Source organism: Sinimarinibacterium arenosum (genome assembly GCF_005047655.1).
Lineage (GTDB): Bacteria > Pseudomonadota > Gammaproteobacteria > Nevskiales > Nevskiaceae > Solimonas.
In genome coordinates, this window is record NZ_SUKF01000006.1 from 266,111 (window position 1) to 282,040 (window position 15,930).

Below are 15,930 nucleotides of genomic sequence, written 5' to 3' on the forward strand. Positions count from 1 at the left end.
GAGCTCCCCCGTAACGATCAGAGCGTCTTCAGATATTCGATGATCGCTCTGCGCTCCTGATCCGTGAGGGCGTCCGTAAACGTGTGACCTCCGTTGTCCTGGCTGTAGAGCCGAGTGTTGTAGATCTTGCGATCCTCGACCTGTGCTTTGGTCAGTGGGGTCTGCAGCAGGTTAGGGATGTTCCAGGCCAGCCCCCCGTTGGCGTAGATCACTGACAGGATCTGCTCCAGCAGGGGATTCTTCGTCGGGTCCGAGGGATCGCATTCCAGGTACGGCATGGCACCGCCCGCACCGCAGGGTATCTCCTCGTACTTCCAGCCAAGATGCTGCTTGTCGTATGCGCGCTCAAAGCTGGGGTCGAAGCCCATGACGACGTCCAGGCCGGTGTCATTCGGCGCCGACTGCCTTCGCCAGAACAATTTGCGGTCTGAGGACTTCAGCACTTCCCACACGCTGGGCACCGAACCGTTGTGAAAATACGGCGCAGTCGCCCAGACGCCATACAGCGGCGGCGCCAGATAGCCGTTCTCGCGATCGCCGCGGATGCGGTCCAGGTTCTGGTCGCCACAATCGTTCTCCGTGCCGCGCTGCTCGGGATAGCCGAACCAGTCGTTCTCGAAGGTCTGCGCCACTGCCTGGTCGTTGCCATCGACGCGGCGCGGATCAGTGCCGATCAGGTCGCGCGGGACGATGTATCCCGCGACCCCTTCCAGTTCCGCCGTCTCCAGGTAGGCAGTGTCATGCACATAGCGCGGCGAGTAAGCGCCGTGACAGCCGGCGCAGGAGCCGTTGCCGCCCTTGGGGCGCTCGCGCCCGGCATTCGCCGTCAGCGCGAACAGGTCCTTGGCATGGAACAGCACCGCCCCCTGCTCCGCAAGTGCCGTGTCCACCGGCTCCGGGTACGCCGGCGACCGTCGGTCCAGCACCCAGGCCGCCGCGTCCTGGTCATGCTGCTCGATCCACTCGAATGCGCCACTGATGTTGAAAGGGACCGGATTGGCAGACCCCGCCGGCGTGAAGGCGGAGATCAGGATGCGCTGCGCGTCGGAGGACATGCCGCCGTCGAAGAACTTCAGCGGACGGTGCCCGAAGTTCCACCAGACCGGCGGGTCCTCACTGCCGGTGCTGCCGGAGGTCTGCATCAGCAGATAGGGCAACAGGTTCCCGGGAGTGACCAAGGCCGAGATGGCGTTGAAGACCTGGAAATTGGTGATGTTGCCAAGACCGCGCACCTGCGTGAACGCCGTCAGCACTGGACCGACGGCATAGCCCGCGAACAGGATGTCGCGTCCCATCACGCCAATGTCGCTGAGGCTGTTGGTGCCGTAGACGGCACCGGGCAGACCCGGCTCACCGGGCAGGCCAATCTGCCCGCTATGGCACGCGTGGCAGGTGGTCGCCAGCTTGCCGCTCCAGCGCCCATCCGTCTCCCGTAGCTGGGTCATCGCCGTGGGCAACTGGCCCGAGCCGCCGTTGGTCAGGTTGGGATCTTCACCTGGCAACGGATACGGATTGCGCTCTGAGTCCAGCACCACGCCCCAGCGGGAAGACACCAGCTGGTCGTAGTTCTCCGGCCGCTTGCTCAGCCCCCAGGAGCGCCACATGCCGTTGTAGGCCTCCGCCGTGACGAAAAAGCCCGGCATCACCGTTTCCCCCGGGAAGTTGCCGATGAAGTTGCCGGCGGCACCCTGAACGCCATTGCCCTTCATGATCACGCCACCGCGCTCAATGCGCGCGCGCCACTCACCGCAGGTCGTGGGCGCCGCATCCTCGGGCGCCGCATCAACATGGCAGTTCTTGTAGTAGGCATTGAAGTACACCGCCTTGCCGGCGTTGACCCCGGGCTGGATCAAGGTGACGGGATTCGCCGGCAGCGCGGCGGAGTCGTCTTTGTCCTCGCAGTAGCGCGACCAGGCGTGGCCGCCACGATGGCCCTCCGCCAGCAGCGGCCACTCGCCGCTACCGTCCGCAATGCCACCTGCCAGCAGATCCCGGCAGCGATCAGGATTCTCAAAGCATTCAAGAAGAATCTCGACGTTACGATAGGGAGCGCTCCCTTTTGTCCACGGCGCCCCGCCGCTATGCGGCGTCTCCTCGCCCGAGGCCATCAGCAGGATTCGCGACGTCGGATTGTTGCCTCCAAGCAGCTCCCAACTGGATCTCAGGTTCGCCAGATCCTCTGACTGTTGCGCCGACAGCATGAAATCCCGACCGTCGGCGACGTCCGCCACACCGCCAGGCACATGGCAGTTCCGGCAGAAGTCGAGTTGCGGCTGCACTTTGCTCGCGAAGTGCTCTTCCATGCTCCGAGCCGTGGCGCTGGAACCACCGCCACTCCCCGAGATGGGTTGGCTCCCGCCGCTGTAGTCCCCGCAGCCAGCCAACAGCATTGCCGCGCACCCAACCGTGGCGGCCTTTTCTAGCCAAGAACCCATGTCACGCTCTCCTCACTGCGCCCGCCCTCTTTAAAAGGGGCATTTGTTACTTTCCGAATAGGTAACATTAGTTGCCAATTGAGGTCAAGCACAACCGATGAGCCGATCTGCAAAACTGCTTCAGAATCAAGGGACACTTGCTCGCAAGCCCCAGCAGCAGCGCGCCAAGGATCGCGTCGATCAAGTTCTGGCCACAGCCGAGGGCATGCTGGTCGAATCCGGATTTGCCGGATTCTCGATCCCCGCACTGGCGGAGCGCCTGGGTTATCCGCGCGCAACGGTCTACAAGTTCTTTCCAACGCCGTATGCCGTGCTCAACGAACTCGCCGAGCGCCAGCTGGCCGCGCTTGAAGCCCATCTCGGGCGTTATGCGGAAAGTCTGATTGAAGCCGAGGACTGGCGAGTCATGGTCACGCGGATGGTTAACGCCGCCAGCGACTTCTATATCAGCAATCCCGCCGCCCAGGCCGTGCTGCTCGCGGGCCCGGTTTCAGATACCAGCTTTCGCGCGCTCGAGTACTCGATTGCGCGCCTCGGACGTCTGACGCGTGACCTTTTCGCCCAGCGCGGCATCGTGATTCCCGAAGGTCCGCCCGACGTCGCCGCGCTTGCCGTTGAATTCGGCACGGCCAGCTTTCGCATGAGCTACTTCTTTCACGGAAAGATCACGCCGGAGTACACCAAGGCTTCGGCCGACGTGATGCTGGCGTTCCTGTCACAACGCCTGGGTCACGAGCTCGCGTAGTACGCCAACGTGGCGCGGAACCGCGCCTCCTCGTGATCTGCCGCGGACCGCTCAGCACAATGAATCCGAACCGCCGGCGCAAACCGGGAAACGCCGGATTCGCACGGTCTCGAATGGTTATCCTGCTTCACTCATCACAGGTTCGGCATGGATACGGTCGTGCTCGCGTGCCTTGAGCAGATCCAGTGCCACGTCGATGATCATGTCCTCCTGACCACCGACCATCCGGCGCCGGCCCAGCTCGACCAGGATGTCGACCGTGCTGATGCCGTATTTGCGTGAAGCGGCTTCGGCATGGCGCAGGAAGCTGGAATACACCCCGGCATACCCCAGCGCCAGGGTCTCGCGATCCACCCGCACCGGCCGGTCCTGCAACGGACGCACGATGTCGTCGGCGGCATCCATCAGGGTGTACAGATCAGTGCCGTGATTCCAGCCCAGGCGTGCCGCTGCGGCGATGAAGACCTCCAACGGCGCATTGCCGGCACCCGCGCCCATGCCGGCGAGACTGGCATCGATACGATCGCAGCCTTCCTCGACCGCGACGATGGAATTGGCGACGCCCAGGCTCAGGTTGTGGTGCGCGTGAATGCCGGTCTGTGTTTCCAGCCTGAGCACTGCCTTCATCGCGCGGAAGCGCGCACGGATGTCGTCCATGCCCATCGCACCGCCGGAGTCCACCACGTAGATGCACTGCGCGCCGTAGCTCTCCATCAGCTTGCCCTGCTGCGCCAGCGCCTCGGGTGTCGTCAGGTGACTCATCATCAGAAAGCCGACGGTATCCATGCCGAGCGTGCGGGCGTACTCGATGTGCTGCCGGGAGATGTCCGCCTCGGTACAGTGCGTCGCCACGCGCACGACCCGCGCGCCGGCATCGTAGGCTGCTTTCAGATCATGAATCGTGCCGATGCCGGGCAGCAGCAATGTCGCGATCCTGGCGTGCGTGACGACTTCGGCCACCGCCGCAATCCACTCCAGGTCAGTATGCGCGCCGAAGCCGTAGTTGAAGCTGGAGCCCTGCAGTCCGTCGCCGTGCGCGACTTCGATGCTGTCCACGCGCGCCGCGTCCAGCGCACGCGCGATGTCCTGCACGTTCCGGATCGAATACTGATGACGCACCGCATGACTGCCGTCGCGCAGCGTCACGTCGGAGATGTACAGTTTTCTCTGGGGCTTCCTGCCGGGTTCAACGCTCATGTCGGTCTCCCTCAGGCCGTCAGCAGACGGCGTGCGATCTGTTCGCCGGCGGCGAGCGCCGCCGACGTCATGATGTCGAGATTGCCGGCGTAGGCCGGCAGGTAGTGCGCAGCGCCCTCGATCTCCAGCAGCACGGTGGTCTTGAGACCCGCAAAGCGGCCGAGGCCGGGAATCCTGATCGGCGCATCGGCAGCAATACGTTCGAACTGCAGCTTCTGCTTGATCCGGTAACCGGGCACGTAGGCCCTGACCGCTGCGGCCATGGCCTGGATTGATGCTTCGACTGCCGCTTCATCCGCGGCTTCCGACAGCACATAGATCGTGTCGCGCATCAGCGGCGGCGGCTCGGCCGGATTCATCACGATGATCGCCCGACCTCTGGCCGCACCGCCGACGACTTCGATCGCACGCGCGGTGGTCTCGGTGAACTCGTCGATGTTGGCGCGGGTGCCGGGACCGGCGGAGCGACTCGAAATCGACGCGACGATTTCGGCATAGTGCACCTGCGCGACCTTCGACACCGCGGCCACCATCGGAATCGTCGCCTGGCCGCCGCAAGTCACCATGTTGACGTTCGGCGCATCCAGATGCGCCTCGAGATTGACCACCGGCACGCAATACGGACCGATCGCCGCCGGCGTCAGATCGACGATGCGGATGCCGGGCTTGAGCGTGCGCAGGAATGCGTCATTCCGGACATGGGCCCCGGCCGACGTTGCATCGAACACGATATCGATCTGGTCGAAGTCCGGCAGCCGCGTCAGTCCTTCAACGCCTTCATGCGTGGTCGTCACCTTCATGCGCCGAGCGCGCGCCAGACCATCGGATTCCGCATCGATGCCGACCATCGCCGCCATCTCGATATGCTGGCCCTGGCGCAGGAGCTTGATCATCAGATCGGTGCCGATATTGCCGCTGCCAATGATCGCGGCCTTGATCTTGTTGTCCGTCATGCTGGGTCCTGCCTATTCCTGAACCATCCGGCAGGACACGCTGCCGAGTGCGCCGATGCGTGCCTGAACGCGGTCGCCGGCCTGTACCGCGGCCATCGGCCCCAGCGCGCCGGAGAGAATCACCTCACCCGCGCGCAGGCCTTCACCACGCTGCCCCATGATCTGTGCCAGCCAGTAGGCCGCACGCAGCGGATGACCCAGGCAGGCAGCTCCGCTGCCGACCGACACCGTGCTGCCGTTGATGTCCATCTGCAGACCGATGTCCGCCAGCGAGAAGTCGCCGATCGCCACCGGCTGATTGCCGAGCACGTACAGGCCGCAGGAGGCGTTGTCCGCGACGGTGTCCACCAGCGTCAGCCTCCAGTGCTCGATCGCGCTGTCAACGATCTCGATCGCCGGCAATGCATAGGCCAGCGATGACAGAAACTCGCTGTAGCTCGGGCGCTCGCCAGACAGATCCCGCGCGACCACGAACGCGATCTCGGCTTCCGCCTTCGGCTGGATCAGTCGCGACATCGGCACGGCGCCACCGTCGAGATATTCCATGTCGTCGAACAACACGCCGAAGTCCGGTTGGTCCACGCCGAGCTGCTGCTGCACCGCCGTGGAGGTCAGACCGACTTTCTTGCCGACGATACGCGCGCCATCGGCAAGGCGTGCCGCCGTGTTGATGGCCGCCACCGCATAGGCATGGTCGAGCCCGGCGATGCCGTGGGTTTCCGAGATGCGCGGAATCGGCTTGCGTTGCTGCCGCGCCGTGCGCAGGGCATCAGCCGCTGCGCGCTGGTGTTCCGGTGAAGACATGTGCGCTCCCTCAGGCAGCCGGACAATGAAGCTGCGACAGCAGCGCGTCGACGACGCTGTCGATGCCGTCGGGTTTGACCAGCCCGAAGACGAAGCGGTCCGGCCGCAGCAGCGTGATGCCGTGTCTGGCAAACCCGGCGCGGGCGAACCAGCGCGTCATGTGCCCACTGACATCCTCGACTTCCATCAGATGTTCCGGGGAACTGCGCGACACACCACTGAGACCCTGCGGGCGACGGCCGTAGGGAAACAGCGTGATGTAGCGCACGCCCAGCGCCTCCAATCGCGCCCGCTGTGGCGCCGACAGGTGGGCGCGCGGATCCACGTTCAGACCGATCACCGCGAAGCCTTCGCCCAGTAGATCGTCGAGCAGCACGCGATGCCCGTCGATGCAGCGCACCTCCGGTTGCGGCGCCAGCGTGCCCTCCGCGCCACGGCGTCGCCGCGGCATGCCGATGTAACGTCCCTTCTTGTACACCGGCGTCGGCTTGAAGCCGCCGTCCTGCAGCCAGCGCCGGGTCACCGGCATCGCGGCGATGGTGTTCAATGCGATGTCGCGCAGTCGGGTGCCGATGGGATGCGTCATCGACACCACGTCCTTCATCATCACCGACACGTCGATCATCGCCTTGGCATGATCGTGGCGTTCGAGCCCGTAGCTCTCCAGAATCTGATCACCACAGTCGCCCTTGAGCACGGCCGACAGTTTCCAGCCCAGGTTGTAGGCGTCGCGGATGCCGGAGCTGGCGCCTTGCCCCATGAACTGAGGCGTCATGTGCGCGGCATCCCCCGCCAGCAGCACACGTCCTTCGCGCCACTTCTCGGCAATCAGCGCATTGAAGGTGTAGACCAGTTTGCGCTTGATCTCGAAGGCATCCGGATCGACCCACTTCGACAGCAGCATGCGTACGGTTTCGGGGCGCTCCAGATAGTCCCGGGTCTGCCCGTCCATCATCATGAACTCGAAGCGGTGGAACCCGTCCGGCTGCACGCAGCTGACCACCGGCAACTTCGGATCGACCACGAAGTTGAAGTACGGGATGTGGCGCAACGCGTCGTGGCCGTCCTTTTCCTTCAGGTCGACAACCAGCCAGTGCTCGGGAAAGCTCTTGCCGCTCATCCTGATGCCGAGGCGCTCACGCACCGTGCTGCGTCCGCCGTCGGCGCCAACCAGATAACGCGCACGCAGCGACTGCACGTCGGCGTCGCCCTTGCACTCGACACGGGAGTCATCCTGGTCGCTGAAGCGGCAGGTCCTGGTGGCCTGGTGCGTGACGGTCACGCCCTCGGCATCCTGCTGAAACTCGATCAGCTCGCGTCCGCGCCGGATCTCGACACTCGGGTAACGGCCAAGCATCTCCGTCAGCGTCGTTTCCAGATACGGCTGATAGAAGAAGTTGACCACCGGCCAGCCATAGGGACGATCCAGCGGGAAGTACTGCCCGATGACGCTGCCGTCCGGGCGCACGAACTGCACCGGTGTTTCCTGCAGCATCTTCTTCTGCACTTCCTCCGCGGCACCGATGTGCTGCAGCGCCCGCATGCATTCGTCGTCGGTGTAGACCGCACGGGCGTTGCCATAGAACACCGGCTCGCGCTCCAGCACGATCACCGTGTGCCCGCGCATGCCAAGCATGTGTGCCAGCACCAGGCCGGTCGGGCCCATCCCGGAAATGACGACGTCCGCGTCGCTCTGGGCAATATCGTTCTTGCTCATCGAAGGCGCTCCGGATCAGATCGGGGAATATTCGGGACGAGCCAGCGACCGCAGCCCGCGACGGAAATTGCCGAGGTTCAAGCGCAGCGAATTCAGCGCAGAATTCTTCGGCGGCTTGTGACCCCAGAGACTGATCGCGTTGTAGTGCGCGGTTTTCCAGTTCGCTTCGTTGACCTTCAGCGCATCCCAGCCGAATTCGACTTCGAAGCCCGAAGGCGACAGCACGTAGAACGACATCTCCTTGTCATTCGGGTGCTGCCCGATCTCGTGTGCCATCTCGAAGCCCAGATCGCGCAGGCGCTCGAAGGCCCCCACCAGATCCTCCATGCGGTTCACCAGCAGGTTCACGTGCTGCACCCGGGTTCCGATCGGGTCGATGCGCAGACCGCGCACCGCGGCGATCGCCAGCGAGTGATGGCGTTCGTTGACGCGCAGGAAGCTGATATCCAGCATCACACCACCGAGCGGCTGCGAGATCCGGTCGGACAGGCGCGCATCGAAAATCTCCTGCCAGAAGCGCAGCATCTTTTCCGGCTTGCGCGAGGTGATCGCCGCATGCCCCATGCCGCTATCCCCGGTGACGAAACCACCGCTGGCGAGCATATTCAGCGGCGCGCCGGTGGTGACCGCCTCGACGAACAGCTCGAGCTGCATGTCCTTGGGTCCGCGCAGGCGCCTGAAAGACTTCACGCCACGGCGTTCAGCTTCCTCCGGCGTGCCGTCCTCCACCGCGATGTCGCGGTCCGCGAGACGCTTGAGGATGATGTCCAGCGTGGCCGGATCGCGAACCTGCCATCCCATCGCAACGACGTCTTCTGCCGCGCCGTCCTCGACCATGAACCGGCGCTGGTGCGCGTCCATGCGAAACGCCAGTGCGGTGTCGCTCTCGGTTTCAAGGTGCAGCCCGAGGCCTTGCTTGAGGAAGCGTCGCCAGTCCCCCAGCTTGCTCGACTGGACCACGATGTAGCCCATCCGCACCGCGCCGAAGATGTCCACGGCGTTCATTGAATTACTCATGGTGGACTCCGGACTCAGCGACGCAGCGCGTCCGGGGTGTGCCGCGTGAGAAAGCCCGTGGTCGTGGCGTTGAACTCCTCCGCACGTTCCCACTGCACCCAGTGCCCGGTGTTCGCGAACAGATAGAGGTCGCAATGGGGCATCCGCTTCTGCAGCGTCGCGCCGCCGCTGGGACGGTTGACCTTGTCCCGCGTACCCCACAGCACCAGCGTCGGCGTCTGGCACCGGCTCAAACGCTTATCGCGCGTGAAGTCCATGCGCAGGGCGGCCTTGAGACTGTTCGGCCGGCGCAGCGGCGGTGCCGCGATGACCTCCGGATCGATGCTGGCCTGGAAGCGCGCCTCAATCGTCGACTCCGGCACCTGGCTCCCGTCGGCCACCAGATACTCGCGAATGAACGTGCGCAGTTTCTCGATCGAAGGACCGCTGCCCTCGTAGTAGCTCAGCAGCTGCTTCAGTCCCGCGGTCGGCACGCCCCGCGTGGTGTTGATGCCGCCCGGCCCCATCAGCACCAGCGCGCTCACACGCCGCGGTTGATCCAGCGCCATGCGCAGGCCGCACCCACCACCGTAGGAATTGCCGACCACGTGCGCCGCGTCGATCTTCAGCGCATCCAGCAGGCCGAGCATCGACTCCGCCAGATCGCCGAAGGGATCGCTGCGATTGACGCCTTTGCTGGATTGCCCGTAGCCCGGCATGTCCGGCACCAGTACGCGAAAGTGCTGCGCCAGCGCCTCGACATTGCGATGGTAGTTGGACAGGCCGGAAGCGCCGGGTCCGCCGCCGTGCAGCATCAGCACCGGGTACCCCTGCCCCAGTTCACTCAGGTAGATCTGGCGGCGGCCGACGGTGACATGACGCGACGTCATCCCTTCGGGAACGGATGGCTTCATGGTTTCTCCTCGAATTCGTTTGAACAGCAGTTACGCGCAGCCCGGCGCCCCGCGGCGCCACAGCAGATTTCCGTCCTAAGTGCGGTCTGGTTCGCGATCGGATCGCAGACGCGTGATCTGTGCACGCGCGGCATCAGCCGCACGCACGAATGCCCGCCTCACCGCGTGGGAAACCGGCGTGACACTCGAAACCTCGGTCAGATCGATCGCGTCCATGGACACAACCAAATAGAACGTCAATGACATTAATTGAACATTATTGTTCAAATATGTCAACTTTCGTTCTGTTCTAGTCCGGCGCCCAAGTGATCTCCTTCGGCCGCCTCCCGACCCGCATTTCAAACGGAAGTCCTTGATATTTCGTCTCAATTTGGACAAATATGTCCAAATATGATCAAAGCCAAGACGAACCCGAAGCGCTTGAGCGCTGCACAGCGGCGCATTCACGACGCCGCGCTGCGACTGTTCGCAGCCAAAGGCTCAACGGACATCAGCGTCAGCGAACTGGCCGCAGCCGCAGGCGTTGCGCGCGGCACGATCTACAACAATCTGGAGTCACCGGAGCGCCTGTTCCGGCAAGTGGCGGCGCAATTGGCGGAGGACATGGATGAGCGCGTCGCCGCCAGCTATGTCGGCATTGACGATCCCGCAGAACGGATCGCGATCGGTATGCGGCTGTATATCCGTCGCGCGCATGAGGAGCCGCACTGGGCCCGCTTTCTGTTGAACTTCAGCTACACCAACGATGCCCTGCGCAAACTCTGGGGCGGCCCGCCGATGCGGGATCTGATGCAGGGCGTTGAGTCCGGCCGATTCACGATTCAGTCCGACCAGCTGCTGTCCGGACTGGGCGCGATCACCGGCATGACGCTGTCCGCAATCATGGGCGTTGTCGACGGCCTGCGGACCTGGCGCGATGCCGGCGCGGATGCCGCCGAACTGACCCTGCGCGCACTGGGCGTCGCGGCCGATGACGCGCGCCAGATCGCCACACGTGAACTGCCCGCGCTGGCCGACGCGCACGCCGGCACATAACGACGCCCCCTGACTCAGCCGTGTTTGTTAAGCCACAGATCCATCGAGGCAGGCATAGGAACGGTCTACCCGTCGCGCCGTAATCAAACGGAAAGATTGCCCCCATCCGGCGCACGCGGTCAGGATGGGCACACGCGCAACCACCCGGTTTCAGTCAGATCGCGTCCCTATGCGAAACAGCCGGCAGTCACTATGGCGAGACTTGCGGCAGTAACGCGGATAACGTCCCGAGCTTCATACCGCCGCCGCTTAAGGTCGCCGACGCCACATTCCGTAAACCCCCGATGCAGGGCTCACCTCGACGGTGGTGTGAGTGCTCAATCCGGGATCTTGTAGCCGCGCTCCCTGAAAAGCTTGAGGCACACATCCGCGACCTCAGCGTCATACAGTGTGCCCCGACCTCTGTAAATTTCATCCAGTGCCACATCGATGCCCCTGGCTGGGCGATACGGTCGGTGTGAATTGATCGACTCAACCACATCAGCGACGGCGAGAATCTTTGCTTCGAGCAATATCTGCTCGCCTTTGAGGCCCCGCGGATAGCCGCTGCCGTCCTCGCGCTCGTGGTGCTGGCGGATCATCTCCGCGACCGGCCACGGAAAGTCGATGTCCTTCACGATCTCGAAGCCAGCTTCTGCGTGCCCCTGGACCAGGGCATATTCAATGGCAGTGAGCCTGCTGGGCTTGGACAATATCTCGGCGGGAATGCTGAGTTTGCCAATGTCATGGATCGTCGCCGCGAAATCGAGCCCCTGCAGCTGATGTTCCGGCAGTCCAAGCAGCGCTCCAATACTGACTGCAATCTCAGCCACCCGGCGTTGATGTCCGGCGGTATACGGATCGCGAATCTCGACCGTGCTGGCGAGTGCCGCCACCGTCGACTCCATGCTGCGTCCAAGCTGCCGTAGATTCTCTGCGTGCAGCACCCCAGCCCTCAGGTTCAGCGCGCCATAGGCCAGATCGTCCGTCATCTCGTTCAACAACGCGAGTTCATCGTCATCAAATGCCAACGTGTCGGTGGCATATATGGCCAGCGCGCCAAAGACCCGATCGCCGTCCTTCAATGGAAACGCCGCGGCTGCGGCAAACCCTGCCGCCAGCGCTTTGTCTCGCCACGGCGCCATGGCAGGATCAGAGTCGATATCCCGGCTCACAATCGGCTGACCTGAGCGCGCGCACTGCCCCATCGGACCTCCGCCGAGTAAGGAATCGCTCCAGCTGATCTGCATCGTGGGCACGTAGCCCGTATCGTCGCCGAACACTCCAACCGGTCGGATTGGAGAACCCTCGCCCGGCTCCAACAGGCCAACCCAGGCCATGCGGTAGCCTCCGCTCTCCACCACCGCGCGTACCATGTCCGCATAAAGCTGCTCTTCATTCTCCGCATGCACCAGAGCGCTGTTGCCTGCACTCAATGCCTTGAGCGCACGAACCTTGCGCGCCAATGCAATGCCCTGCTGTTTGCTCTCAGTGATGTCCATATAGGTACCGAGAACGCCAACAACCCGCCCCTGCTCGTCGCGGAGCGGTAACTTGCTTGTGAGCAGCGTGATGACCTCACCGCCCGGCGTCGTTTGCGGCTCCTCGATGAGATTCTTGGCAAGGCCACTTTCAATGACCGCCCGGTCATCATTGCGGTACAGCTCTGCCTGTTCGTGCCACCCCATCTGGTAGTCGTCCCTGCCAATGAGCTGTTGCGGATCGGCAAATACAGCATCTTGTGCAAACGGCGCGTTGCAGCCGAGGTATACAAGATTGCTGTCTTTCCAGAACACTCTCACTGGAATGGCGTTCAATATCCCTTCGATGAGCCGCTTCGAATCGCGCAGCTCATCTTCCCACTGGTTGCGCAGCGTCACGTCACGGAGCGTGACGACGATACCGTTGATGCCCGGCTCATTCGGCAGATAGCGCGCCAAACCTTCCATATCGATGGTGACACCGCTCTTGTGCCGGTGGCGCAACGCATATTGCACAGGCTCACCGGTGCTTTTCAGCAGCCTGTCCACCAGACTTTTGGCCGCGGGCAGATCACTGGCTTCAATAAAATCAGCAAAGCCGCGCCCGATGCATTCCGACGGCTCGAAGCCAGCAATCTGGCGGACCGACGGACTGATAAAGCGGATCGCGCCGTCAGGCGCCAGCACGGCAATGAGATCCGCCACATTCTCGATCAGCGCACGAAAACGTGCCTCTGCCGCTCGGGTCGCACCTTCAAGCTGACAACGCGCAGTGATATCGCGGATGTTGCACTGATAAACGCGGACCCCGCCAACATCGTAGGCATTGCTGATGAACTCGACGTCCATCAAGCTGCCGTCCTTCCTGCGCAGCTGTAGATCTTCGTAGCGAATGTAGCCCTTACGTTCCAGCTCTGAGAACGCGTTCTTGGCGGCTCCGATATCCACGAAGGCGCCAATCTGCCACAGCATTTTTCCGATCAATTCCTCGCGGCCATAGCCGATGCTGTCAGTCAAAAACGGATTGGCATCGACAATCGCACCGGTCTTGCCATCCAGAATCAGGATGCCGTCCTGAGCCGCCTCAAACAACCGGCGGTAGCGCAGCTCCTGCGAAGCCAGAGCCTCTCTGAGCATGTATTGCTCAGTGATATCGCGGATGTTGCACTGGTAGACGCGGTCGCCGCCAACATCGTAGGCATTGCTGACGAACTCGACGTCCATCAAGCTGCCGTCCTTCCTGCGCAGCTGCAGATCCTCGTAGCGGATGTAACCCTGATGCTCCAATTCGACGAACGCTTTCTTGGCCGCCTCGATATCCACAAAGGCGCCGATCTGCCACAGCATCTTTCCGAGCAATTCCTCGCGGCTGTAACCGATTTTTTCAGTCAAAAACGGATTGGCATCGACAATCGCGCCGGTCTTGCCGTCCAGAATCAGAATGCCGTCCTGCGCCGACTCGAACAGCCGCCGGTAGCGTAGCTCTGAAGCCTCTATAGAGGTTTGATTCATTGCGCTATCTGGCACTTCGATCCATTGGACACATCACCACTGGATAACCTGCTCGCGCAGGCCAAACGACGACAGTTCGGCAGCCAAACAGTCACCGGCGGCTTTTTCTATTCATTGGGCCAAACCGATGAATGTCATGGATCGCGTCGATCATTGCGGCTGTTTCGAGAATGGCTTCAGATCACCGCTTGATACGGGATACTTTCGTGCCTTCAATGCTCAGGCTCGCCATCAGACCTTGTTGATCGAAGATGAACGCGTAAGCATCATCTTTTAGCGTAGAGGTCGAAAGATTCTTGGCCATACCCTCATTGACCACGACGACCGTGGGTCCGACGCCCAGCTCCCAGCCATCCGACCTGTCGAGAAACTCGAGAGCCTTCGCACTCATGAGGAATACCGCGTAGCCATAGGACTGTGCGCCAGCCTGAAGGCCCCAGGACGCCGATACCGAGTTGTAGTAGTTAACGGCGGTCGAGCCTTTCAGCAAGACACCCTCGCCATAAGCGCCACCGAAAATCAGTCCGGCCTTGACGATATTGGGGAACACCAGCACAGCCTTGGCACTCTTTGAAATGTCCTTCGCGATCGGACTCCCCGAATACAGGACTTCCAGCGAATGCTGGGCATCCTTGTTCAGGTCTTCCGCCGTGGCAGCATTGACGGCGCCGGTGAACAGGGCTATGCACAGGGTGGCAGCGGTCACAAAGACTGCTCCGCCAACGCTATTTTTGAACTTGTTCATTACGTACTCCGTAAGATGACTTGAAGACGGGCCAATCGGTTGTGCGCGTGCACTTGAGGAATAGCCTGTCTGGATGGGTTCTGTTTTTATGTCTCGAGATCTTTCTTCATGCCTGCTTTGAGATCGCCGTAACCTTCCTGGATATTGCCGGTGGCGTTCTGAATCCTGCCCTTGGTTTCCATCGTCTTGTCGCCGACGATCTTTCCGGCAGCTTCCTTGATCTTGCCTTTCGCTTGCTTGATCTGACCTTTGACCTTGTCTTTGTTCATGAGTGAATGCTCCGTCTCGATTGAATGCAGTGCAAAAGGAAACCGTTCTACTTCGTTGGATATTGAGGGCCGAATGGTTGGAACGCCTCAAGAGCACGATTTTTGGTCGCTCCCTTGGGCCCTTCCTACTGGCCGCCAAAGGATTACATCGGGGTGATTTGATCACCCGAGACACGCACGCGGCTTCCCGAACGCAATCCGCCTGTAGCCGCCACCGTCTGCGTCTGCAGGGTGCCGTTGTCCATGCGGATGACGATGTCGTAGACGGTTGAACTGTCAGTCTTGGAAACCTGGCTGCCGACAACGCCACCAACAACTGCACCGCCTGCCGTTGCAGCGGTGTTGCCGCGGCCCTTGCCGAACTGGTTACCCGCAACACCGCCAATGATCGCGCCTATCACTGCGCCAGCGATATTCGGCTGGCCTGCGACCTCGCGTGCCGTCACCGAATTGACCGTGCCGCAGTCCGCGCAGGTGTTACTGCGATACGCCGGCTGCTGATTGACCACATAGGGGCCGCTTTGCGAATTGCTCGTCGAAGCAGGATATCCGGCGCAGCCACCGAGACATGCGATGGCCGTGGCCACCATCATCAGTTTGATTTTTTTCATGACCACTCCACTGTCAACCTCACAGTAGAGTCCTCTAGCTGCGGCAGACCGTCTGTTCGCTATCACACATTTCAAATCGACGAACATCAACCTTGTCGCAGCAAAGCGTGAAAATCAGCATTGAGTTGGCCTTCAAAAAAGAAGACCCAGAAGAATCTGGGTCTTCTTTTCCTACGACGACCGACATCAGCAAGATCAATCCCAGGTCGACGCACCGCCGGTCTGATATTCCGTGACGCGGGGTTCGAAAAAGTTCCTTTCCTTCTTCAGATCGATCAGCTCGCTCATCCACGGGAACGGCTTGCCCGCACCGGGATACGGCTCATCCAAACCGATCTGCGCACAGCGGCGGTTCGCGATGTAGCGCAGGTACTCTGAGAACATCTCGGCGTTCAGGCCCAGCACGCCCGCGGCATCGTGTCGATCGCGTAGCGGTATTCCAGCTCCACCGCCTGTTCCATCAGGCTGCGAATCTCGGCCCGGAACTCCGCTGTCCACAGATGCGGGTTCTGATGCAGGGCGTTGAGTCCGGCCGAT

Annotated in this window: 13 protein-coding genes and 1 pseudogene; 2 read left to right on the forward strand and 12 right to left on the reverse strand. The window is 62.0% G+C overall.

What is annotated here, in order from left to right:
* Positions 1 to 17 precede the first annotated feature (17 nt).
* Positions 18 to 2,435, reverse strand: a complete 2,418-nt coding sequence (locus E4T66_RS13950) for a c-type cytochrome (RefSeq protein ID WP_136849657.1) — start codon at positions 2,433 to 2,435, stop codon at positions 18 to 20.
* A 97-nt stretch (positions 2,436 to 2,532) separates the two neighbouring features.
* On the opposite strand from E4T66_RS13950, the gene E4T66_RS13955 reads away from it, so the two are divergent.
* A complete protein-coding gene (locus E4T66_RS13955) occupies positions 2,533 to 3,180 on the forward strand; it encodes a TetR/AcrR family transcriptional regulator (RefSeq protein ID WP_136849658.1) in 648 nt (215 codons plus the stop codon).
* 117 nt (positions 3,181 to 3,297) lie between these two features.
* On the opposite strand, the gene dmpG is transcribed toward E4T66_RS13955, so the two are convergent.
* The 6 genes from dmpG to E4T66_RS13985 are packed head-to-tail and all read right to left on the reverse strand — an operon-like array spanning position 3,298 to position 9,761.
* Positions 3,298 to 4,377, reverse strand: coding sequence for a 4-hydroxy-2-oxovalerate aldolase (dmpG, locus tag E4T66_RS13960; RefSeq protein ID WP_136849659.1), 1,080 nt, complete (start codon positions 4,375 to 4,377; stop codon positions 3,298 to 3,300).
* Positions 4,378 to 4,388: 11 nt separating this feature from the next.
* Entirely contained in the window at positions 4,389 to 5,330 is a 942-nt protein-coding gene (locus E4T66_RS13965) for an acetaldehyde dehydrogenase (acetylating) (RefSeq protein WP_136849660.1), read from the reverse strand.
* Between the two features lie 12 nt (positions 5,331 to 5,342).
* On the reverse strand, positions 5,343 to 6,134 hold the full coding sequence (locus tag E4T66_RS13970) for a 2-keto-4-pentenoate hydratase (protein WP_136849661.1): 792 nt from the start codon (positions 6,132 to 6,134) through the stop codon (positions 5,343 to 5,345).
* A gap of 10 nt (positions 6,135 to 6,144) precedes the next feature.
* Complete coding sequence (gene mhpA / locus E4T66_RS13975; RefSeq protein ID WP_136849662.1) at positions 6,145 to 7,851, reverse strand: bifunctional 3-(3-hydroxy-phenyl)propionate/3-hydroxycinnamic acid hydroxylase MhpA; 1,707 nt, start codon at positions 7,849 to 7,851, stop codon at positions 6,145 to 6,147.
* A gap of 15 nt (positions 7,852 to 7,866) precedes the next feature.
* Complete coding sequence (locus E4T66_RS13980) at positions 7,867 to 8,868, reverse strand: VOC family protein (protein WP_136849663.1); 1,002 nt, start codon at positions 8,866 to 8,868, stop codon at positions 7,867 to 7,869.
* A 14-nt stretch (positions 8,869 to 8,882) separates the two neighbouring features.
* Complete coding sequence (locus E4T66_RS13985) at positions 8,883 to 9,761, reverse strand: alpha/beta fold hydrolase (RefSeq protein WP_211242924.1); 879 nt, start codon at positions 9,759 to 9,761, stop codon at positions 8,883 to 8,885.
* A 420-nt stretch (positions 9,762 to 10,181) separates the two neighbouring features.
* On the opposite strand from E4T66_RS13985, the gene E4T66_RS13990 reads away from it, so the two are divergent.
* Complete coding sequence (locus tag E4T66_RS13990; RefSeq protein ID WP_211242925.1) at positions 10,182 to 10,796, forward strand: TetR/AcrR family transcriptional regulator; 615 nt, start codon at positions 10,182 to 10,184, stop codon at positions 10,794 to 10,796.
* Between the two features lie 317 nt (positions 10,797 to 11,113).
* On the opposite strand, the gene E4T66_RS13995 is transcribed toward E4T66_RS13990, so the two are convergent.
* The 5 genes and pseudogenes from E4T66_RS13995 to E4T66_RS21820 all read right to left on the reverse strand — a co-directional run.
* A complete protein-coding gene (locus E4T66_RS13995) occupies positions 11,114 to 13,768 on the reverse strand; it encodes a PAS domain S-box protein (protein WP_136849665.1) in 2,655 nt (884 codons plus the stop codon).
* Positions 13,769 to 13,949: 181 nt separating this feature from the next.
* Positions 13,950 to 14,513: a lipid-binding SYLF domain-containing protein gene (locus E4T66_RS14000; protein ID WP_136849666.1), complete on the reverse strand. Its 564-nt coding sequence runs from the start codon at positions 14,511 to 14,513 to the stop codon at positions 13,950 to 13,952.
* 86 nt (positions 14,514 to 14,599) lie between these two features.
* Positions 14,600 to 14,782 (reverse strand): CsbD family protein, encoded by a 183-nt coding sequence (locus E4T66_RS14005; protein WP_136849667.1) that lies wholly within the window; start codon positions 14,780 to 14,782, stop codon positions 14,600 to 14,602.
* A 143-nt stretch (positions 14,783 to 14,925) separates the two neighbouring features.
* Positions 14,926 to 15,393 (reverse strand): outer membrane lipoprotein, encoded by a 468-nt coding sequence (locus tag E4T66_RS14010; protein ID WP_169577628.1) that lies wholly within the window; start codon positions 15,391 to 15,393, stop codon positions 14,926 to 14,928.
* A gap of 195 nt (positions 15,394 to 15,588) precedes the next feature.
* Positions 15,589 to 15,905: pseudogene (locus E4T66_RS21820) on the reverse strand (ribonucleotide-diphosphate reductase subunit beta); the annotation flags it as partial.
* Positions 15,906 to 15,930: the final 25 nt, after the last annotated feature.

Coding starts and splice junctions, on each gene's coding strand:
- E4T66_RS13955 (WP_136849658.1), top strand. CDS start 2,533: ATGAGCCGATCTGCAAAACTGCTTCAGAATCAAGGGACACTTGCTCGC.
- E4T66_RS13970 (WP_136849661.1), bottom strand. CDS start 6,134: ATGTCTTCACCGGAACACCAGCGCGCAGCGGCTGATGCCCTGCGCACG.
- E4T66_RS13965 (WP_136849660.1), bottom strand. CDS start 5,330: ATGACGGACAACAAGATCAAGGCCGCGATCATTGGCAGCGGCAATATC.
- E4T66_RS14010 (WP_169577628.1), bottom strand. CDS start 15,393: ATGAAAAAAATCAAACTGATGATGGTGGCCACGGCCATCGCATGTCTC.
- E4T66_RS13995 (WP_136849665.1), bottom strand. CDS start 13,768: ATGAATCAAACCTCTATAGAGGCTTCAGAGCTACGCTACCGGCGGCTG.
- E4T66_RS14005 (WP_136849667.1), bottom strand. CDS start 14,782: ATGAACAAAGACAAGGTCAAAGGTCAGATCAAGCAAGCGAAAGGCAAG.
- E4T66_RS13950 (WP_136849657.1), bottom strand. CDS start 2,435: ATGGGTTCTTGGCTAGAAAAGGCCGCCACGGTTGGGTGCGCGGCAATG.
- E4T66_RS13980 (WP_136849663.1), bottom strand. CDS start 8,868: ATGAGTAATTCAATGAACGCCGTGGACATCTTCGGCGCGGTGCGGATG.
- E4T66_RS14000 (WP_136849666.1), bottom strand. CDS start 14,513: ATGAACAAGTTCAAAAATAGCGTTGGCGGAGCAGTCTTTGTGACCGCT.
- mhpA (WP_136849662.1), bottom strand. CDS start 7,851: ATGAGCAAGAACGATATTGCCCAGAGCGACGCGGACGTCGTCATTTCC.
- dmpG (WP_136849659.1), bottom strand. CDS start 4,377: ATGAGCGTTGAACCCGGCAGGAAGCCCCAGAGAAAACTGTACATCTCC.
- E4T66_RS13985 (WP_211242924.1), bottom strand. CDS start 9,761: ATGAAGCCATCCGTTCCCGAAGGGATGACGTCGCGTCATGTCACCGTC.